This is a genomic window from Paenibacillus lutrae, assembly GCF_009757775.1.
In the GTDB taxonomy this organism is placed as follows: Bacteria; Bacillota; Bacilli; order Paenibacillales; family NBRC-103111; genus Paenibacillus_F; species Paenibacillus_F lutrae.
On the sequence record NZ_RHLK01000001.1, the window covers coordinates 181,817 to 201,801 of the forward strand.

Annotated in this window: 18 protein-coding genes; 13 read left to right on the forward strand and 5 right to left on the reverse strand. The window is 47.7% G+C overall.

Annotated features, from left to right (window positions below):
- Positions 1 to 190: 190 nt before the first annotated feature.
- From EDM21_RS00850 to EDM21_RS00860, 3 genes are read right to left on the reverse strand one after another with little or no spacing between them, the layout of a single operon-like run.
- A complete protein-coding gene (locus EDM21_RS00850) occupies positions 191 to 952 on the reverse strand; it encodes an ABC transporter permease (RefSeq protein ID WP_157332618.1) in 762 nt (253 codons plus the stop codon).
- A gap of 25 nt (positions 953 to 977) precedes the next feature.
- Positions 978 to 1,781, reverse strand: a complete 804-nt coding sequence (locus EDM21_RS00855; RefSeq protein WP_157331984.1) for an ABC transporter permease — start codon at positions 1,779 to 1,781, stop codon at positions 978 to 980.
- Complete coding sequence (locus EDM21_RS00860) at positions 1,778 to 2,758, reverse strand: ATP-binding cassette domain-containing protein (protein ID WP_166541766.1); 981 nt, start codon at positions 2,756 to 2,758, stop codon at positions 1,778 to 1,780. The genes EDM21_RS00855 and EDM21_RS00860 overlap by 4 nt, the downstream gene beginning before the upstream one ends.
- A gap of 167 nt (positions 2,759 to 2,925) precedes the next feature.
- On the opposite strand from EDM21_RS00860, the gene EDM21_RS00865 reads away from it, so the two are divergent.
- From EDM21_RS00865 to EDM21_RS00920, 12 genes are all read left to right on the forward strand, one after another.
- A complete protein-coding gene (locus tag EDM21_RS00865; protein WP_157331986.1) occupies positions 2,926 to 3,252 on the forward strand; it encodes an antibiotic biosynthesis monooxygenase in 327 nt (108 codons plus the stop codon).
- Between the two features lie 294 nt (positions 3,253 to 3,546).
- A complete protein-coding gene (locus tag EDM21_RS00870; RefSeq protein WP_157331988.1) occupies positions 3,547 to 4,062 on the forward strand; it encodes a sigma-70 family RNA polymerase sigma factor in 516 nt (171 codons plus the stop codon).
- A gap of 51 nt (positions 4,063 to 4,113) precedes the next feature.
- Complete coding sequence (locus tag EDM21_RS00875) at positions 4,114 to 5,253, forward strand: hypothetical protein (RefSeq protein ID WP_157331990.1); 1,140 nt, start codon at positions 4,114 to 4,116, stop codon at positions 5,251 to 5,253.
- Complete coding sequence (locus tag EDM21_RS00880) at positions 5,250 to 6,263, forward strand: ABC transporter ATP-binding protein (RefSeq protein ID WP_157331992.1); 1,014 nt, start codon at positions 5,250 to 5,252, stop codon at positions 6,261 to 6,263. The genes EDM21_RS00875 and EDM21_RS00880 overlap by 4 nt, the downstream gene beginning before the upstream one ends.
- Entirely contained in the window at positions 6,254 to 7,129 is an 876-nt protein-coding gene (locus EDM21_RS00885; protein ID WP_157331994.1) for an ABC transporter permease, read from the forward strand. The genes EDM21_RS00880 and EDM21_RS00885 overlap by 10 nt, the downstream gene beginning before the upstream one ends.
- Before the next feature lie 160 nt (positions 7,130 to 7,289).
- Positions 7,290 to 7,928: a pentapeptide repeat-containing protein gene (locus EDM21_RS00890; RefSeq protein WP_157331996.1), complete on the forward strand. Its 639-nt coding sequence runs from the start codon at positions 7,290 to 7,292 to the stop codon at positions 7,926 to 7,928.
- A gap of 846 nt (positions 7,929 to 8,774) precedes the next feature.
- Complete coding sequence (locus tag EDM21_RS00895; protein WP_157331998.1) at positions 8,775 to 11,231, forward strand: glycosyl hydrolase family 18 protein; 2,457 nt, start codon at positions 8,775 to 8,777, stop codon at positions 11,229 to 11,231.
- Between the two features lie 209 nt (positions 11,232 to 11,440).
- Positions 11,441 to 12,172 (forward strand): phosphonate ABC transporter ATP-binding protein, encoded by a 732-nt coding sequence (locus tag EDM21_RS00900; protein WP_157332000.1) that lies wholly within the window; start codon positions 11,441 to 11,443, stop codon positions 12,170 to 12,172.
- A 117-nt stretch (positions 12,173 to 12,289) separates the two neighbouring features.
- Positions 12,290 to 13,975: a dihydroxy-acid dehydratase gene (ilvD, locus tag EDM21_RS00905; protein WP_157332002.1), complete on the forward strand. Its 1,686-nt coding sequence runs from the start codon at positions 12,290 to 12,292 to the stop codon at positions 13,973 to 13,975.
- 198 nt (positions 13,976 to 14,173) lie between these two features.
- Complete coding sequence (locus EDM21_RS00910) at positions 14,174 to 15,379, forward strand: MFS transporter (RefSeq protein WP_157332004.1); 1,206 nt, start codon at positions 14,174 to 14,176, stop codon at positions 15,377 to 15,379.
- A 275-nt stretch (positions 15,380 to 15,654) separates the two neighbouring features.
- Positions 15,655 to 16,335 carry a YceI family protein gene (locus EDM21_RS00915; RefSeq protein ID WP_157332006.1) on the forward strand — a complete coding sequence of 227 codons (681 nt, stop codon included), beginning with the start codon at positions 15,655 to 15,657 and terminating at the stop codon, positions 16,333 to 16,335.
- 103 nt (positions 16,336 to 16,438) lie between these two features.
- A complete protein-coding gene (locus tag EDM21_RS00920; RefSeq protein WP_157332008.1) occupies positions 16,439 to 17,266 on the forward strand; it encodes a class I SAM-dependent methyltransferase in 828 nt (275 codons plus the stop codon).
- Between the two features lie 46 nt (positions 17,267 to 17,312).
- Here EDM21_RS00920 and EDM21_RS00925 read toward each other — a convergent pair whose 3' ends face one another.
- Positions 17,313 to 17,864, reverse strand: coding sequence for a GNAT family N-acetyltransferase (locus tag EDM21_RS00925; RefSeq protein WP_157332010.1), 552 nt, complete (start codon positions 17,862 to 17,864; stop codon positions 17,313 to 17,315).
- 94 nt (positions 17,865 to 17,958) lie between these two features.
- Entirely contained in the window at positions 17,959 to 19,044 is a 1,086-nt protein-coding gene (gene xerS / locus EDM21_RS00930; protein WP_157332012.1) for a tyrosine recombinase XerS, read from the reverse strand.
- 260 nt (positions 19,045 to 19,304) lie between these two features.
- On the opposite strand from xerS, the gene EDM21_RS00935 reads away from it, so the two are divergent.
- Positions 19,305 to 19,970: a DUF421 domain-containing protein gene (locus tag EDM21_RS00935; protein WP_235917964.1), complete on the forward strand. Its 666-nt coding sequence runs from the start codon at positions 19,305 to 19,307 to the stop codon at positions 19,968 to 19,970.
- The last annotated feature ends 15 nt before the right edge of the window (positions 19,971 to 19,985 follow it).

Here is a 19,985-nt window from a genome sequence, read left to right on the forward strand (position 1 = left end):
TGACAGATGCTGGGGGAAGTAACTGGAATAACATCCCGTTTATTTTTGGATACGTGTTAGATAGGATGTACCAGACGTGGGGATTTTATGAATAAGCCATTGGCATTTCAGTACTCTCAGAACGGATATGCGCAGCCCGGAACGCAAACAAGCAGCCCAAGTATCGGCTGCCTGTGAATGTGATGTATACTTATGACCCGGTCGAACGGTAGTGACGAACCCCGAAGTGCCAGATCGTCAGACAGGGGATGAGGAATAGGAATCCGGCAAGGGGAGCGAGCATGTGGAGGAGATCGTGCCCGTTATTTTTGTCTACGATATATAGAAGAGGGTAGTAGTTGACCAATCCGAACGGGATGATGAAGGTGAAGAATCTGGACACCCATTTCTTATAAATATCGAGCGGATATTGTGCCATTTCTCTACCGCCGTCTGTAAAAATATTCGCAACCTCAAGCCCCTGGATCGTCCAGAAAGAAAGGGTTGCCGCCAGTATAAAAATACCCGAGAAGATGAACACTCCGCTTGCGATCATCAATACCAGAGTCAGCATCTTGAGTAGGGTCCATTCGACAGGCAGCTGACTGACCGCCCACAACAAGACGAGGAGACTCTGAACCAGCCTGCCGAACCGGGTGAATTCAAACTTGGAACCGAGTACCTGAATGACCGTACTGCGGGGGCGTACCAGGACGCGGTCGAAATCCCCGTTCACGACCATGGTCGAGAAGGAGTCGAATCCGCGGGCGAAGCACTCGGCAATGGCAAAGCCCATGTGAATAACCGAAAAGCAAAGGGCGACTTCGGGGAAGGACCATCCCTTGATTTGGCCGAATCGCTCAAACAGGAAGTATACACCGGCAAACATGGAGAAAGGGATCAAAAATTGGCCGAGAGTAAGCAGCCAGAATGAAGTCCGGTACTGCATTTGAGATTTGATCAAAATATTCATATAGCTGATAAACAGTTTCACTGGGTTATCCTCCCTGTACGACGACTCTTCGAAGCGCCCGGCTCATCGCATATTTTCCAAGTACAACTAGGACTGCAAGCCAAACCGCTTGGATGGCGATTCCCACGAAGGCATCCTGCATGAGGATATGCCCGGAATAGACCCGGAAAGGGAAGTCGGCCGTATAACGGAACGGAAGTAAGTTCACAATCGACTGCAGCCACCCGGGCATCAGAGGAACCGGGATTACGGCTCCCGCAAAAAACTCCCCGATTACCGCGAACATAAGTAAAGAACCCATCGGCGACATCGTCACAAAGACCGAAATGTAAATGAGCATCGAAATGGCAATAACAACGAAGAGTCCCATTACTAACGAGACAGCAAAAAGTACAAAAGTGAGAACACCAGGCGGAAGTGTCATCCGGTAAGGCTCCGGGAGGAAACAGGCTACGATGAGTATCGGACAACTGCGTAATAAGGCGCTGGCCAGCCTCTGGGCTAGAAGCTTTGCGTACCAGAACGAATAAATTTGGGCCGGGCGGCATAATTCATACGCGATATTACCGCTTGTGATCAAATGAAACAGTTCGTTATCCCGGAACCAGAGCATGATTAAAGCCAGAAAAGCTTGCTGGAGCCAGACATATGTAATGAGCTGCTCAAGAGAAATGGGCTGCGCTGCGGATGCTTGGCCGTAGAAGGCTTCAAATACCATAATGATAATAAATCCCCAGAAGAATTGGGTTGCGACACCGGCAAGTGCTGCGGCGCGGTACTGCAGGCCTGTGTACAGCCGGAGCTTGAAGACAGAGGTATAGGCTTTCATGACAACTGGTACTCCTTATACAGTTCAACGATCATATCTTCAATGGGCTGGGCATCTACCGTTACATCCAGCAGTTCCACTTGATTGGAGAGACAGGCAATGACGTCCGAAATCTGTGCATGCTGCGTATCCACCTGAAGGACTGCGCGCTCGGGTGACCATGAGATTAGAGAAGCTCCCGGAATCTCAAGGGTGGCAGCATGCGGTCTGTAATCAACGGTAATGGTTTTACGTGTTCCAAACCGGCTGCGGAGTGTATGGATGCTGCCGTCATACAATAAACTTCCTTTACCGATCAGAATAATTCTTTGTGCGAGCGCTTCAATGTCATTCATATCGTGGGTGGTCAATACGATGGTCACGTTTTTTTCTTTGTTGATCGTCTGGATAAACTTACGTACCGCGATTTTGGAGACGGCGTCAAGCCCGATCGTCGGTTCGTCCAGGAAGAGAATACGGGGGCTGTGCAGGAGAGAGGCGGCGATTTCGCAGCGCATGCGCTGGCCTAAGCTCAGCTGGCGTACGGGCGTATGTATAATGCCGGACAAATCAAGCGTTTCTATAAGCAGCGACAGATTGCTGCGGTATTCGGTATGGGGCACATTATAGATATCCTTCAGCAGTTCAAAGGAATCCATCACAGGGACATCCCACCACAGCTGGGACCTCTGTCCGAACACCACTCCGATATGTTTGACGTAGGGGACGCGTTCCAGCCACGGCGTGTAACCCATAATCGAGCAGGAACCTTGGTCCGGTACCAGAATTCCGCTCATAATCTTGATTGTGGTTGACTTCCCCGCACCGTTGGGGCCGATGTAACCGACAATCTCCCCGGGCTCGATCTGGAAGGAAATATCCCTCAAGGCTTCTATTTGTGTATATTCCCTGTGAAAAAGAGCTTTGACGGCGTTCTTCAAACCTGTTGTGCGCTGGGCCACTTTGAATGACTTGCCTAAACCATTTACATGGATCACAGTTAAAATCCTCCATCTTTTTTAGTGAAAGGAAGAAAATATTACCACTCCGGTGTAAGGGCTGTCAATCTTTTTCTGAAGACGGGTAGGAAGATGGCGATTTAATTGACAATGATAATCTTTATCAACTAGAATAGGGTAAACATCTCATAAGGAAGTGGTCATCTATGTTTATTCAAACCCGCAGTATCGTCGTACAAAAAGGTTTTGCTGATCAAGTTGTGGAACGTTTCAGTAAAGAGGGTCTTCTTGATCAGAGGGAAGGGTTAATCGACATTAACGTCATGGTTAACCGGATCAGTAAAGAAAATGAAGAAGTGCTTGTTCTGATCCGCTGGGCGTCTCTTGAAGATTGGAAGAATTGGGAGAAGAGCCCTGAACATATTCAAGGACACAAAGACAAGAAAGGTCAGCCTAAGCCGGACTATATGATCAGCATGAATGTGAATTCCTACGAACTGAAGACAACCAGATTCGGTCCGGCCGGGAAGTAATACATTCTCGTTATTATAGACATAACAGCGTGGACTCTTTTGGGTTCGCGCTGTTTTCTTATAGGCTGGAAGTCCTGACTGTACGGTTCTATACCTTGGTAGGAGGCGGCGGAATTCCGCGATTAACAATGAGAGTTATAAAGTCATCCGGTAGACATCGGCTGGCTTTTTTTGGCTTTACTTTCATCCGATTATTCCCATACAATTAGGATTACTCAAAAAATCACGGAATTTGATACAAATATCCTCTCTTGACCGTCTTACTTATAGCTGCAGCAGAAAGGAGGCTTACCGATGGGAATTCCGGAATCCGATTCATTTCAAACTGTATTTTATGAACATTATCCATCCGTAAGAAGAAAGCTGCTCGGTTTAGTACGTAGCGAGGCGGCAGCCGATGATTTGGCGCAGGATGTGTTTATCAAATTATACCGTAATCCGCCCGAAGATCCTGCTTCGCTGGGAGCATGGCTTCACAGGGTCTTAACCCGGACGGCCTATGATTATATGGATAAGCTTGCAAGAGAACGCAGACTTCTGAATAAACAAGAACAAACGTATGAAATGGTTTCGCCTCCTTCAGGGGAAGAAACGGTTCTAAGGAATATGGACCAGCAAGAAGTACGGGAATGGCTGGAAGAACTGAGTGAAAGGGATCGTCAACTGCTGCTTCTCCGCTACTCCGGTTACAGTTATCTGGAAATTGCGGAGCAGCTGCACGTGCGTCCCCCTCTGGTGGGAACCATGTTGAACCGGGCGACAGCGCGGCTGAGACAAACGGCCGCGAAAGTACTGGCACAGAAAGACTAAACTCACAAGTAACACACATAGAACCGCATTGAATTTCAAGGAGATGATGAGATGTCTGATAATCGTCACAACTCAGATGAGAAGAATAAGACGACGGATGAGGCTTGGAACCGGATCCGCAGCAAACTGGCCGATGAACCCGCACATCCAAGATGGCAGTCCTGGAATCACGAACTGAAGCGGGACCACGAGTCTCTTCACGGACAGGTATCCGGCCAGCCGGACAGCAATGAGGATCATGACCAAGCATTCTCACAATCGATGTCTGAGGAAGACTCTTTCGATCAGCTTTCTGTTCCCAAGGTTCGGCGGACATCGTCCTTCACCGTATCGGGCAGGAAGAAGAGAAACCGCAAGTGGGCGGGATTAGCCGCTGCCGGTCTTCTCTTCGGGGTAATTCTCGCTACACCGACCGGGAATAATGCACTGGCCGCAATACTCGGCCAATTCCGGGTCCAGGAGGTTGCGGTGGTCCAGGAGGAAGATGTGCGAGCGATTTACAACGAATTTAGGGGCCCCGGACAAATGCAGGAAAGTATTACGAAATATGGCGTTCTTAAGACCGATCACGGATCTTTGACAGGGGAATTCACATCACTGGAGGCTGAGAAGAAACTGGGCTACAAGATCGGTCCCAAGGATGCCAAGTTATTAACGGATAAAGTAAACATTAACGCTTCGTCGACTTTCACTTTCAACCTGAATGTCAAAGAAGTGAATGAAGTCATGCAGCGTCTTGGCGCTAAGAAACTTCTTCCCGAGTCTGTGGACGGCAAAGAAATCAAAGTCTATTTTCCGGAGAGTGTCTTTATCCATCTACCCGCAGATAAGGACGGGTCTGCAAGCCTGACTCAACAGAATGTGCCGGTCGTGACTGTAGATCCTTCCCTTAAGCTGGAAGAAGCAGTCGAAGCGATCATCCAGTTCCCGCTCATGCCTGATTATCTCAAGAACAGCTTGAAGCAGAATCAGATTCTGTCGGGTACGATTCCGATGCCGCTCGTCTCCAATCAGAATACGGAGAAGATCATGATTCACAACACACCGGTGACCTTACAGCTCAAAGGACAGAACGACTTTTTCCAGGCGACCTGGATCAAAGACGGCCAGTTGTTCAATTTTCAGGGAAGAGGCTTCTTGAGCGAGAGAGAACAATTAGTCAACAAACTTAAGGAGCTAATTCCTTCATGAGTTCATTAACCGCCGCAATACGATCCGAAGGATTAACGAAGGAATATAAGAACGGCCGCGGCTGCCGTGAGATTACCATTCAAGTCGGTCAGGGGGAAGCCTTTGGCTTCCTCGGACCCAATGGGGCTGGTAAGAGCACGTTCGTCAAAATGATGGTCGGGCTTATATCGCCTTCACACGGTGAAGCTTCTTTGCTTGGCTATCCGATCGGCAGTTTGGATGCAAAACGACAAATCGGCTATTTGCCCGAGCTTTACCGTTATCAGGAATGGCTGACCGGAGAAGAAGTGGTCCGGCTTCACGGCAAATTGTGCGGCTTGGAACGCTCCGCCCTGCAGAAGCGTATTCCACAGCTGCTGGAGGAAGTCGGGATCGGGCTGAGAGGAAAGGACCGGGTCAAGCATTATTCGAAGGGAATGCAGCAGCGTCTAGGGTTAGCCTGCGCACTGGTCGCTGATCCACCTGTTGTATTTCTGGACGAGCCTTCTTCTGCGCTTGATCCGATCGGCAGGAGAGAAGTGAGAAGAATTCTCGCCGGTTTAAAGGACCAGGGCAAGACGATTTTTCTGAATTCACATCTGCTGGAAGACGTCGAGGCATTATGTGACCGGATGGCCCTCCTTAATAACGGCCAAATCTTGAGACACGGCACCGTTGCAGAAATGCTGCAGAAGCGCACACTTTGGCGGTTTAGAGTGGGCGGATTCATACCGGCTGTTCTTCCTTGGCTGCATGAGGTGTCCGGGTGTGAAATCAGACTTAGCACTGATACCGGCACGGCCGATAACAGGAATGCGGTACGGTCCTCCTCCGATTCCTCCTCTCTGGCTGAAACGGTCTGGCTGGAAGCGGAATTGGATCAGGAAGATCAGGCCGGCTGGCTGAACCATTTGATGATGGAGCAGGGAATGACCTTATATGAGGCAGGCCCCGTTAAAGAGCGACTGGAAGAATGGTTTATGGACACCCTGACGGGTCTTAGCCATAGAGGTGAACGGGAATGTACATAATTGCCGCCATGACATGGAAAGAAATGCTGCGCAAGCGGGTACTGCTGCTGACACTGTTAATGACTGTTGCTTTTTTACTCGGGTTCTGGTTTATTGCCGATACCATTAGTATGGATTTAAATGTTAACGAAACAAATGGAGAAAAAATCATCGAGAGATTTGAGCGGGGCGTTTTTATACTCATACTTGGTTTCTTTTTTGGTTCGTTTGTTCTGGCTTTTCTGGCCATTTTCAGCTCGTTTTCCGTTATTTCGGGCGAGGCGGAACTAGGTGTTATGCAGGCGCTTATGCCGCGTCCGGTTCCCAGATGGAAGTGGTATGCGGGCCGCTGGCTTGGTTATGTTACACTTGGGGTTTTGTACGCCTTTATTCTTTTTGCAGCGATTCTATTGATTACCGATTATCACGCTACGGTTCCTCGCCAGACGGGCGTACTCCTGCAATCTTTTCTGCTGTTTAGTTCCGTTGTGCCCCTCTTGATCTCCATCTCGATGTTAGGTTCCGGAATTTTCTCTGCCATCGGCAACGGGGTGTTAATGACTATGCTTTATGGCGGCGGCTGGCTGGGAGGCATGATTGAGAAGGTAGGGGGTATCATGGATCTGGCCGTTCCGGTGAAGAACACGTTATCTAATCTGTCGGTATTGTTGTCGCTTATGATGCCCGCAGACGCGATTCAGAAAAAAATGGTGTATGTCCTGTTCAGTTACAATGAATTCAAAGACCATTTTATAGGCAACGGGAGTATCTTTAATTTATTTATCGGGGGACAAGTACCTTCGACAGCTTTCGTTGTGTATGCCCAAATTCTGACTTTAATTGCTTTTGTCGTCGGGATGATCCGGTTTAACAAGCGGGATTTATAGAAACGGGTTGATTAGATTAATTCCATAAAATGTCAATACATTCCCCAGTATAGTGACTTGCGGACTTCTCTGCTGCTTCACTTTAGGGGATTTTTGCCTTGTTGCTTGCAAACGAACGCTCTGGTAGGCTGAACTTACACAATGTTGACAGGAGGATACTATGAAAAGTAAGCTTGAGCCCCCGAAACTCCCGCAAAACTTACCGGTTTTATCCAGAGAGCTGTACTCGCTGCAGACCAAAGATGAATTCAGTCAAGGCAGCATAGAGGATATCGTCATAGATGGTCAGGAAGCGACAAAAGTCTCTTTTGATCAGTTCGTCTTTAGAAATGTAACCATAATGGAATCGACTTTGATGCAAAGTGAATTCATAGATGTTATTTTTGAGAAATGCGATCTGTCTAATGTGAATTTCACGGATTCAATCATACATCGGGCAGAGTTCATTAATTGCAAACTAATCGGTACTGATTTTACCCGATCGCGATTTCAGAACGTCCGATTTCAAAGCTGCATGAGCGATTATGCTACGTTCCGTTTTGCTAATTTTAAACAAGTCTATTTTGAAAACTGCGCTTTAAATCGTGCTGATTTCTATCATTCTACTGTACAAAAACTATCGTTTGGCACTTGTAAAATGGATGAGGCCATTCTATCGGGTACCCAATTAAGCGGAATAGACTTGAGCGATTGTGAATTCGACAGTTTGCGCGTTGAAATCGAAGACTTGAAGGGCTGTATCATATCGGCATCACAGGCTTCGTCCTTTGCAGGACTTCTGGGTTTATTGATTAAGTAGAACTAGAAGTATAGATTGCCCGGTCAGGAGATCAGGACGTATGCTTGTAACAAAATGAAAGAGAACGTTTCAAGGAGTTTATCGGTTTGTTTCAGCGAGGACTTCCTGCGATCGGCTTATGTAGGAGCCTGCTCAATATTTTTGTAATTTCTTCAAAACCAGTGGCTGTTAAACTGCTGTTTAAGCTGACTCCTATGGTTCTCATTCTGCTGTATGCTTAGCGGCTTGGCTTTGGCAAGGCAGACCCAATCGTCATTCCACGCTTATGCTGGCCGGGGTGTTTTTCTGTATGAAGGGTGAGGCTCCGCCGGTCTGATTTGTCGTCGGACTTACCGCTTTACTTATCGGACATGTATTCTACAAAGCGTTTTTTCTTACACGCCGGCGCAATTTCTGATGGCACTCAGCATCGGGGCTCAGCGAGCATGTTTGAGGTGATAACAAATTTTTCAACAGCTGGCCCTGTAGTTCAAGTGCTATTTAGAATGACAAAGGAAATCGGCAGCCTGATGTATCAGGCTGCTTTTTTACGTCGGTTAGACACGGGAATCTATGAAAGTAATCTCTCTCGGGGAAGAAAATCGGTATATGCATTTAGCTGGTAAAGTAATAAGTGAGCTAATATACAATTGAATCCATTTCTGGATAAAAGTATCCCTGTATAAGAGTAATCTTCCCCTTGTTAAAAATGCTTGTGTACCCAAAACTGAAAGCATAAGAAGTTGAGACGGCGGTATAACCTCCGACTACCGGAGCTTATATACAATTCTAAGCGGAAAGGAGTGAAGGATCGACTATCCACCGTAAACAGGACCATGAAACCAAATAGCGAAAGGAGTTTTTTTAATGCACGTAAAACATGCGTTCGGAAAGAAATTACTCCCCTTCCTGCTGCTGGTCGCCTTAGTTTTCAGTATTGTTCCGCTTAGTCCCACCCCTACTTTGGGAGCGGTTACAAACTGGGCTCCCAATACCGCTTATAAAGCCCAAGACCTGGTAACTTACAACAATGTAACTTACGAGTGTGTGCAGCCGCATACCTCGCTGAATGGCTGGGAACCCCCTAATACGGGCGCTCTCTGGAAAAAATATACGGCCCCGAGTCCGACCCCAACCCCAAGTACTAGTCCCAGCCCGACGCCAAGCACAGGTCCCACACCTACTCCAAGTACCAATCCTACACCTACTCCTAGTACCAATCCGACGCCAACTCCAAGTACGACTCCAAGCCCGACCCCGGATCCCGGCACAGGCCCAGCTGCCTGGAAATCGAATACGGCCTACAAGTTAGGCGATCTTGTGACTTATAACGGCAAAACCTATAAAGTTATCTACGCACACACGTCCCTGCCGGGTTGGGAACCTTCGAATGCGCCAACTTTATGGAAGCTGGAGAGCGGTACCGGACCAGGCACTCCAGACCCGACGACACCATTCTGCGCGCCAGACTGGGTAGCGACCAAGATTTACTCCAAAGGGAAAATTGCAGGCTACAAAGGAAAAGCATATCGTGCTAAATCGGATGTGCATGCGATTGCCCCTGATGATACGATTTATAACCTGTGGGAAGTAGCCGGAGTAGTCAACAACGACCTGTGTCCGGTATCGATCCCGAATAACATTAACTATGGAGAACCTTCCATCGCGACCGGCAATGCCAAATCCGGCCTATTAAATCCGACCGGCTCCATCTCCGCTTCGCATCCGGTGTCGGGAACGGGAAGCGGCGGGGTGCGCGGAGGAATTGATCCGGCCACTGACCCTGGCGGCAATCATCCCGGATTCAATGCGGATACAGGCGGACGCGTATCCAAGCTTGCACCAGGCACACTGCCGCTTCAGCATAATACTTACGACATCACCTCGGGACAGGAGGTCGTTGAATATTTAGGCGACTGGGCCATTTACGGCCGCCGCTTCGATTTCAACAAATTGCCGGTCAAGAACGTGAACCGGCTGGTATACGGCTTCTCGGGAGTCTGCTTCCCGGCCGCAGTGAACACGCAGGACCCCGGACTACCCATTACGGCTCCTGCATCTGTCAACCGCACCTGCAAGCAGAGCAAGCTGCCTGACGGGGCAATGGCTATCGCGGATTTTGAAGCCGCTTTCTTGCGCACGCAGCCGGGTCAGACCGGCGGCAAGGTAACCGGCACCGAAAGCATGTACGATCTGGATCCGAAAGATGTGGCGGGCGTCTTCGGCGTCCTCTATAAGCTGCGCAATGAGAATCCGCATCTGAAGCTGGATCTGTCTGTCGGAGGGTGGACACTCAGCGAGGGCTTCCCTTGGATGGCGTCTGATCCGGTGAGACGCAAAGCTTTCGTCGATTCCATCGTCCGTTTCCTTGAGCAGTTTGAATTCGATGGTATCGACATCGACTGGGAATATCCCGGCTCAGATGGAGCTGTTCCGGGAATGTCGCGTCCCGACGATCCTCAGAACTACGTCCAGCTGCTGAAAGAGCTTCGGGCGGGAATGGATTGGCTCACCAAACGTACCGGCAAAGAATATCGTCTATCCAGCGCGATCCCGGCAACGGAAGACAAACTGAAAAAAATCAATTGGGTAGAGGCAAGTAAATATCTGAATCGTCTCTACGCCATGACTTACGACCTGAGCGGTGCCTGGGAGCGGAATCTTGGACACCATACTCCGCTCTACAGTAATCCGAACTCCAAGGATGCTGAGGGCAAGCCCGTCGATCAATCGCTCGATAAGACTGTAAGGCTCCTGAAAGGATACGGCGTTCCTGCGAACAAAATCATGATAGGAATTGCCAATTACCACCGTGCCAAAGCGATTAAAAACGGGGACATCACAGAATACAAGAACGGTTTGGTCGGTAAATCCACATTCGGCGATCTGAATGCGACAGGCAAAAATCTGCTGCTCGGCATCGCGGGCGTCGGCTCGTGGGAAGCCGGGGTCATTGAGGGTTATGATCTCTACCAGAACTTCCTGGATAAAGATTTGAAGCCTAGAAACGGCTACAAGCTTTATACAGACAAAGCATCCAATGCGGACTTCATTGTAAATCCGGTCGGTTCTTTCCTGACAATCGAGACGCCGCGTACCGTCGCTCTGAAAACTCAGTATGCCAAAGATAACGGCCTTGCCGGGATTTTCGGATGGCAGCTGGAACAGGACAACGGCTACAATCTGAACGCACTTCATCATATTCTCGGCAACAGACTTGTATCGGATATTTCCGATGGCAAACCAAAAGATCAGATAGCGGTGTGCGGTGAGAATGTAACGGCAGCCGAGTGTGAACAACTGAATCAGAGCCTTAAGAAGTAATAACGGGTGCAAGAAGCTCACTCACGAAAGAGACCGTCTCTTCCATTAAATAGGGAGAGGCGGTCTTCTCATTTTTGGAAAGCTGAGGCCGTAAGTTGAAAGCATTCCTCTTCAAGCGGGTTTTTTGTTATAATGATAAAAGCAACGAAAAAGGCTGACGCACGCAGCTGTAAGCGTGTGCACCTAACGAAGACGAGGGAGCATACGGGATGTTGACGATTCGTAATCTTAGCAAATCACTGCAATCAGGCCAAGAGGTCTTATCCAAAATAAGTGTCCAAATCGATGAAGGTGAGCTGATTGGCCTCGTCGGGGGAAGCGGCAGCGGCAAGACAACGCTGCTCAAATGCATCGCTTTGAAAGAAAAATGGGATGAAGGCCAGTTCATTTACGAGGACCGCGATATTACTTCGCTGGGCATGATAGAGAAATTTAAAGTTAAACGAGATTGGGCCTATGTGGAGGAAAAGGCTCCGCTGGATCTCAAGAAATCTGCGGTCAAGAATGTGCTGCAGGGCCGTTTTTATGAGAAATCAGCACTGCGTGTACTCACGGGAACCCATGCCAGAGACGAGCATGTACTTGCGATGGATTATCTGGAGAAAGTCGGCCTGCTGGATAAAGCGGAGATGAAAGCGCAAGATTTGAGCGGGGGAGAGCGGCAGCGTATTGCTATCGCCCGGGCACTCGTGCAAGGCGCGAAGATAGTCATTGCGGACGAGCCCGTCTCCGGTCTTGATCCCGATTCAGCGAACAGCGTGCTCAGCGATCTCCGCGATCTCTGCAAACGCGAGAAGGTTACGGTTATCGCCAGCTTGCACCATCTGGAATTCGCGGAGAAATACGCAAGCCGGATTTGGGGCATTAAGGAAGGCCGAATTGTACTGGATATTGCCGGCCGCCGTTTGACCTCTCTGGAGCGCAATAAAATATTCGATTAATATTTTTCGACATTCTCTCGTAAAAAAGATAGGAAAATTGAGACATACATGATACAATTTCTTTTAATGCAGTAAAACGGTAATGCACTTATCAGATAGAAGCAGGAGGAATCATCAATGGCTAAAAAAGGCATGAGAAGTGATATGATCAAAAAGGGGTTCGACCGGGCTCCTCACCGCAGCTTGCTGCGGGCAGCAGGTGTAAAAGAAGACGATTTCGATAAACCGTTTATCGCGGTTTGCAACTCTTATATTGATATTGTTCCAGGCCATGTACATCTTCAGGAATTCGGTAAAATTGTAAAAGAAGCGATCCGCGAAGCTGGCGGCGTTCCTTTTGAGTTCAATACAATCGGCGTCGATGACGGAATTGCCATGGGCCATATCGGCATGCGCTATTCTCTGCCAAGCCGCGAAATTATTGCTGACTCCCTCGAAACGGTCGTATCCGCCCACTGGTTCGATGGAATGGTCTGCATTCCGAACTGCGACAAGATCACGCCGGGCATGATGATGGGCGCACTCCGTGTTAACATTCCGACCATGTTCGTAAGCGGCGGCCCGATGAAAGCCGGTAAAGACAGCAACGGCCGCTCCATCTCGCTGACGTCGGTATTCGAAGGCGTAGGCGCTTACCAGGTCGGTAAAATCGACGACAAGGCTTTGCTCGAGCTTGAACAATACGGCTGTCCGACTTGCGGTTCTTGCTCAGGCATGTTCACAGCCAACTCGATGAACTGCCTCTGTGAGGCGCTGGGGCTGGCAATGCCGGGTAACGGAACGATCCTTGCCGTAGCTCCGGAACGTAAGGAATTTGTCAAAGAATCCGCGAAGCAGCTGATGAAACTGATCGAGCTGGATATCAAACCGCGTGACATCGTGACGATTGAAGCGATTGACAACGCCTTTGCGCTGGATATGGCAATGGGCGGGTCTACGAATACCGTTCTGCACACACTGGCTCTTGCACACGAAGCGGGCTTCGAATACCCGATCGAACGCATCAATGAAGTGGCCAACCGTGTACCTCATCTTTCCAAAGTCGCTCCGGCATCCGATTGGCATATCGAAGATATCCATGAAGCTGGCGGCGTCAGCGCCGTAATCAACGAACTGCTGAAGAAACCGGGAGCTATCCACGGTGACCGTATCACCGTAACAGGCAAGACGCTTGCCGAGAACGTAGCCGGCTGTGAGATTCTTAACCATGATGTTATTCATGGTCTGGATAATCCGCATTCCGAGCGCGGCGGTCTTGCGGTTCTGTTCGGTAACCTGGCACCGAACGGCAGTATCATCAAAGTAGGCGCGGTTGACGAATCTGTCGGCGGACGCCATGTCGGCCCTGCGATCTGCTTCGACTCACAGGATGATGCTCTCTACGGAATCGCGAATGGCCACGTCAAAGAGGGTCACGTAGTCGTCATCCGTTACGAAGGACCTAAAGGCGGCCCTGGTATGCCGGAGATGCTTGCTCCGACTTCCCAGATCGTCGGCATGGGCCTTGGGGCCAAAGTAGGCCTGATCACTGACGGCCGCTTCTCAGGAGCTTCACGCGGGATCAGTATCGGTCATATCTCTCCTGAAGCAGCGGAAGGCGGCCCGATCGCTTTCGTTGAAGATGGCGATATTATCGAGCTGGATCTCATCAACCGCAAGATTGAGCTGCAAATCAGTGACGAAGAGATGGAAGCGCGCCGTAAGAACTGGAAAGGTTTCGAGCCTAAAGTTAAAACCGGCTATCTTGCACGGTATTCGAAGCTCGTAACGAGTGCCAGCACCGGCGGCGTTATGAAAATTTAATCGGACTTCATCCCTATATACATTAAGCAGAGTCCCGGGTTTGCCGGGACTCTTTTATTTACCCCATCCGAAAAAATCGTTAGAATAAATCTTTACCGTTTTATTAATTGACTGGGAGATATTTGGTAGGCTATACTTCTGTAATAAAAAGAGAAGCAGTTCTTCCGTTTAAACGGAGAACTGAGAGGGAGATTCCATATGTCAATGAAAGACCGCAGTTCACCATTGGTCATACTTATGATCAATATGTTTATCGCAATGCTGGGTATAGGATTAGTCATTCCTGTCTTACCCGATTTTTTAAGAGAGTTTAATGCAGGAGGCAAAACTGCAGGGTACTTGATCGCCGCTTTTGGATTAACCCAGTTCGTTTTTTCACCGATTGCAGGGGAGTGGTCCGATAAATACGGCCGCAAGAAAATGATTGTAGCCGGATTGCTGTTATTCTCCATTTCCAATCTGCTGTTCGCAACCGCATCACAAATTTGGCTGCTCTACGTCTCACGGCTTATCGGCGGTATTAGTGCAGCGGCCATGATCCCGTCCATGATGGCATACATTGCAGACGTTACGACGGAAGAGAAGCGGGGCAAGGGGATGGGACTTCTCGGCGCTGCGATGTCGCTCGGTTTTGTAATCGGGCCGGGTATCGGCGGTTTCCTGGCGGATCTGGGTCTGCGAGCACCCTTCTACGTGTCTACCGCAGTAGGAACCCTGGCATTGATCGGTTCCGCCCTGCTGCTTCCTGAATCTCTTTCCCGGGCACAACTGAAGGAGAACCAGAACAAAGTCGTCGTGAAGGAAAATATTTTCGCACAGATGGCCAGATCATTCTCGGCACCTTACTTCATCCTGCTGCTGCTCGTTTTTGCGATGACGTTCGGCCTGGCTAACTTTGAAGCGGTATTCTCCCTTTATGTCGATAAGAAATACGCTTATTCGATACGTGATATTTCCATCCTGATTACATTCGGCGCTTTGGTGGGAGCTATTATCCAAGGCCTGCTGATTAACAAACTGATTACCAAGTTCGGAGAAAAGAAACTGATTAATGTCACGCTTCTGTTATCCGCGCTCTCACTTGTTATCATGTTGTTCTCAGGTAACTTCTGGTATGTCCTGATCATCACCATGCTGTTCTTCACGCTAACTTCCATCATGCGTCCGGCCATTAATACGTTAATATCCAAAATGGCAGGGAATGAACAAGGATTTGTAGCCGGAATGAACAATGCGTATATGAGTCTCGGGAATATTTTCGGCCCTGCGATTGCAGGAATACTGTTTGATGAACATGTAGACCTTCCTTACTTGTTTGGAGCATTAGTATTGCTCATTTCATTCGGTGTCTCAGCAGCTTGGACCAGAAGAAGCAAGCTAAGCCCTTCTGTGAATGAAGGCTGATCGTATCATACAAATAAGCCGTCCATAGCGCCGGCTGTCTAGTATTTAAGAGCCAATCAGACTAGTTCTGGTTGGCTCTTTTTCATACTAAATGGTGTAAATGTGATTATTTAAAAGAATTTGTTCGAGAAAAAGGGGATTACTGAAATCATATCGAATTAGTACACTGGGACAATTTACCTAATTATGAGGAGAAGACAGTGAACGCAGTTTACATAATTATTAATATGTTAACAATAGTGTTTGAAATTTATGCAAGAAGGGTGGGCTAAGCGATGAATCGGAGTCGCAGCTGGTGGATCGGGACAATCGGTGCCTTTCTCGTTGCCGGGAGTATGCTGGGTTATCTCACCTATACCAAAAGCCTGGATTTCAGATTAAAAGTATCCGATGGGGACTTGCTTACGTTGGAGCATATGGAAAGGACCTGGAAAATCCAGCCTGAATCTACAGTAAAGCTTCTGGTTAGTTCAAAAATGGAGTCGTTATTAATTGATTTTCCTGTGTTATCCGGTTATTGGATACTTAATGTACGAAGCCCTGAACTTATGAAGGGTGAGGTTCGAGCGGATATTTCTGCGCTGAATACCGGAAATCGGTATAGGGATGAGACTTTGAAAGATTGGGTTTATTTTTACGTGAAAGCGTATCCGGAAGTAACGTTTCAACTCGATAAGGTGGAGAATTGGCATCGAAGCTGGATAGAAGGCAAACCTAATACGATGAATATTGAAGGGATATTAACGGTTCGTAATGTTTCCCAGAAAGTCATATTTCCAGTGGAGGTACTGCACCGCAACAATCAAATTTATGTGAATGGAACAAGTGAAATTAATATTCAGGATTTCGGGATTACCAATATTCTAGATCCGGAATCCGAAGAAATCAATGAGACTAAACTCAGTGTACAGTTTGTACTAGGTGAAGGGGATACACTTACAAATGAGGGAACGTGAGACCGTTCTCGCACACATTTTACAGCTTATTGGCGCTTGACCCGTACCAAACTCTAATTTCGTCCATACCGTAATAGTATCAGCGGGGATGGGAGCGATAAAGATGAAGATCGATTTGGGATGCGGCACTCGCAAACATCCTGGCTTTATCGGACTCGATAGAATTGCGCTGCCAGGTGTTGATGTAGAATGCGACTTGAACAATGGGATTCCTCTCGAAGATCATTCGGTCGATTTTGTTATGGCAAGCCGCTCATTGGAGTATATAGAGGATTTGATGGGGATCATGCGTGAGATTTACCGGGTATGCAGGCATAAAGCCATCGTTTGTATTCTGGCCCCCTATGCGCATACCTCCTACCATTTGACTAATCCCTATTTCCGTTCTTATTTTGATGAGCATCTTCCCCGGTATTTAACGGACGAAATGTATTTGTACGACCCTTTACAGGAGAATCAATATTTTATCGAACCTCTTGCCGGCATTAATCGGGAAGGCAACAGCGAGATTGATTTCAGACTTCTTCAATGTGAATTTTATTATATGCCTTCGTACCAGTCCCCCATATATGAGGAGGAAGACAAGCGGGTGCTAAGACAATCCAGTCTCAATGTAGTGGATGAAATCTTGTATTATTTTGTAGCAGTCAAAGAACCGATTACAGCGGAGGAATTGGAGGAATCGGCTCAGCGAACGTATTTGGAGCCTGTGGGTTTAACCGAACGGCGTGCTGGCGAAAGAGAACCTGCGGAATCGGAATTGCACAAACCGGGCCTTTTCCGGCATGATTCCGGCTCTGTGCTTCCCGTGCGGGAAGCGGAATTTACCGGTAGTAAACCGGCACGAATGAACCGTAAAGGAAAGAAGTCCAGAGCGGCGGCTAACAAAGTGAATGCCAAAACGAGAAAAAAAGCGGCCCGCAAGGCATAAAATTGCCGAGGGCCATCTTTTGGTTTTATATGGAAGGAAGATGCCTCTAATCCCTGCGTATATCTTCCTCCAGTATGGCGTAAATATAATGATCCTGCCATTCTCCATGAATTTTGACATTCTTACGGGCAAGGCCTTCCCTCTGGAATCCGGCTTTCTCTAATACTCTTATGGAACCTCTGTTACGCGGCTGCACGCCCGCTTCAATCCGGTGAAAACCGGCTTCTTCGAATGCGAAGTCCACGATTACACGAACGGCCTCCGATACGATTCCTTTGCCGTTATGCAACATGTCCAGACAGTACCCCAGCATGCATTTTTGCAAGGGGCCGCGGGCCACCTCGAATAAAGAAATATCTCCAATCAGCTGATCTGTTGCTGCCGCAAAAATACCGAAAGAATACCGTTCATCCGCTTCTCTGGCTTGTGTCCAGAGTTCGATATTCTTACGCTGCTCTGCCGCTGTATAGTAAGATTCGTTGCGGGTAGGGGTAAAGGGATCGAACAGCTCACGATTGCGAACCATCAAATCACTTAATGCATCCGCATCTTCCAAAACATACGGTCTAATAAAAAACTGACTCCCTCTGTAATACATATAGCTAGTCCTCCCGAACATTCTCAACATGCTGTTTGTTTTTAAATTATTAATAGCATTAATTATATAGGTCATTAATTAAATTCCGTGTATGTTATGCTTCTTCTTTGCGCTTGTCGATGGCTTCTTCCATAGTCTTATCGGTTAAATGCGCATAGATCTGAGTCGTATCGGAAGAGGCATGTCCCAGCTGTTCCTGGGTTTTGTACAGGTCATTCTGCAGGTAATAATCCGTTGCAAAAGAATGCCGCAGCTTATGTACACTCAAGAATGGCTTGCCAAAACGTTTGGCATACTTGATTACCATTTCCTGGATTGCCCGTTTGGTCATGATCTTGCCTTCTTTTTGACCATTTGGAACGGTGAGAAAAAGAGCCTTCTCTTTCTTGGGACAGTTATACCGGGTTTCCCGTAGCTGCAAATAGCAGGCAAGATCATCGACCGCCTCCTGCCGGAAAAACACCCGGGTCTTGAAAGAACCGTCGTTGTTCCCTTTGCGGTACACGTAGACGGTTCTCTTTTTCATATCGAGATCATCAATCGTCAGATTCACGACTTCAGAAACACGCAGACCGGAATGCAGAATAAGACTAACGATGCATGCATCACGTGTTTTATTAAGCTCATAGGCATATAAGGCTTGTTTGTTCTTGGCAATATCTTGTTCATAACCGCTCCGAATATAGTCGATAAAATCAAAAATCTCATTCTCTTGAAGTAATTTTCCCTCAAGTTTACCCGCAAGATCTTTGGCTTTGTTCGTACGTTTGATCTCAATTTTGGCCATCACGTTACGCTTTAACAGCGGATAATAGTGTTCATCTTCCGCAATTTGGCTCAAGTAATGAAAAAGTGAACGAAGGGACGAAATTTTGCGGTTGATCGTGATTTTAGTATTAGCCTGATCTTTCTTCGTTGCCAGAAAAGCCCTGTAGTGATCAACGCTTTCCATATGAAGCTTTTCGAGATCATCCAGAGGGATTTGGGTCATCTTTTCTGCTTGAGTAAGTCCCTCTGCCATCAGCCAGGACAAGAACATATCGTAATCCCGTACATATTCGAGCAGGGTAGAAGGGGAAAGGTCCGGTAATTTATGGTTAATAAATTTTTCTATATACCAGGGCATGGTAGGTATTCTTTTATCGAGTTCTTCTCTGTCTTTTTGCTTTTGAATGTTCATGTGCTGCACCTCAATATAGGAAACTGGATGTACTTGGAAAAGAAAAACGGAGATAATGGATACATAATAATTATTATGTAAACAAGTATCCATGCCTGCATTAATCGAGTTATAGAAACCTATATTCTTATTATAAACGAAATTGCTGTGCAGGGCATTCTGTTTGCAGAAGCTGTATTTCGGTTATTGGAGAGTAGATCTTGGAATGAAGATGCGGCTACAATAAGGAAAGCGGGGTCAATTCTATGGACTACCTGTATATGAGTATTAAATTGCTTACCGGTTTTATCGGCTTGTGGGCCATAACACGACTCCTCGGCAAGAAAGAAATTTCTCAGTTAACACCGTTTGATTTTGTATCGGCTCTCCTGCTCAGTGAGCTTGTGGGCGATACTATCTATGATAAGGAAATTAAATATGTCGAACTGCTGTACACGTTAGCATTCTGGACAGCCCTTTCACTCGTATTCGAAAAAGTAACCCAGCGTTACAAAAAAGTCAGGAAAGCGCTGGAAGGCAAACCGGCCGTCGTGATTGAGAACGGGATTCTTCAGACGGACCGGCTGAAATCGACCCATTTAGACTTGGAACAGCTGCTCATGCTGCTGCGGGAGCAGGGCATATTTTCTATGCATGAGGTTGCCTATGCCATTTTTGAGAATAACGGTTCCATTAGTGTCCTTAAAAAATCTTCTTACGAATCCGTCGTTAGAGAGGACCTCAAGCTGTCTAAAGAACATGTCCAGCTGCCGGTACCTCTAGTTGAAGAGGGGGAGATCAATCACAAGGAATTAGATCGAATAGGACGGGATGAGGCTTGGCTGAGTGAACAGCTTCGTATGAGCGGATACGATAAAATCAGTGAGGTCTTCTATGCGGAGTGGCACAACGAGCACGGCCTTTATGCAAGCGGATGGGGCAGATAAGGAGGAGTCAATCAA

Bases quoted from the DNA above. Each gene is read 5' to 3' on its own strand.
- EDM21_RS00850 (WP_157332618.1), bottom strand. From the start codon at position 952: ATGAATATTTTGATCAAATCTCAAATGCAGTACCGGACTTCATTCTGG.
- EDM21_RS00855 (WP_157331984.1), bottom strand. From the start codon at position 1,781: ATGAAAGCCTATACCTCTGTCTTCAAGCTCCGGCTGTACACAGGCCTG.
- EDM21_RS00865 (WP_157331986.1), top strand. From the start codon at position 2,926: ATGTTTATTCAAACCCGCAGTATCGTCGTACAAAAAGGTTTTGCTGAT.
- EDM21_RS00870 (WP_157331988.1), top strand. From the start codon at position 3,547: ATGGGAATTCCGGAATCCGATTCATTTCAAACTGTATTTTATGAACAT.
- EDM21_RS00875 (WP_157331990.1), top strand. From the start codon at position 4,114: ATGTCTGATAATCGTCACAACTCAGATGAGAAGAATAAGACGACGGAT.
- EDM21_RS00880 (WP_157331992.1), top strand. From the start codon at position 5,250: ATGAGTTCATTAACCGCCGCAATACGATCCGAAGGATTAACGAAGGAA.
- EDM21_RS00885 (WP_157331994.1), top strand. From the start codon at position 6,254: ATGTACATAATTGCCGCCATGACATGGAAAGAAATGCTGCGCAAGCGG.
- EDM21_RS00890 (WP_157331996.1), top strand. From the start codon at position 7,290: ATGAAAAGTAAGCTTGAGCCCCCGAAACTCCCGCAAAACTTACCGGTT.
- EDM21_RS00895 (WP_157331998.1), top strand. From the start codon at position 8,775: ATGCACGTAAAACATGCGTTCGGAAAGAAATTACTCCCCTTCCTGCTG.
- EDM21_RS00900 (WP_157332000.1), top strand. From the start codon at position 11,441: ATGTTGACGATTCGTAATCTTAGCAAATCACTGCAATCAGGCCAAGAG.
- ilvD (WP_157332002.1), top strand. From the start codon at position 12,290: ATGGCTAAAAAAGGCATGAGAAGTGATATGATCAAAAAGGGGTTCGAC.
- EDM21_RS00910 (WP_157332004.1), top strand. From the start codon at position 14,174: ATGTCAATGAAAGACCGCAGTTCACCATTGGTCATACTTATGATCAAT.
- EDM21_RS00915 (WP_157332006.1), top strand. From the start codon at position 15,655: ATGAATCGGAGTCGCAGCTGGTGGATCGGGACAATCGGTGCCTTTCTC.
- EDM21_RS00920 (WP_157332008.1), top strand. From the start codon at position 16,439: ATGAAGATCGATTTGGGATGCGGCACTCGCAAACATCCTGGCTTTATC.
- EDM21_RS00925 (WP_157332010.1), bottom strand. From the start codon at position 17,864: ATGTATTACAGAGGGAGTCAGTTTTTTATTAGACCGTATGTTTTGGAA.
- xerS (WP_157332012.1), bottom strand. From the start codon at position 19,044: ATGAACATTCAAAAGCAAAAAGACAGAGAAGAACTCGATAAAAGAATA.
- EDM21_RS00935 (WP_235917964.1), top strand. From the start codon at position 19,305: ATGAGTATTAAATTGCTTACCGGTTTTATCGGCTTGTGGGCCATAACA.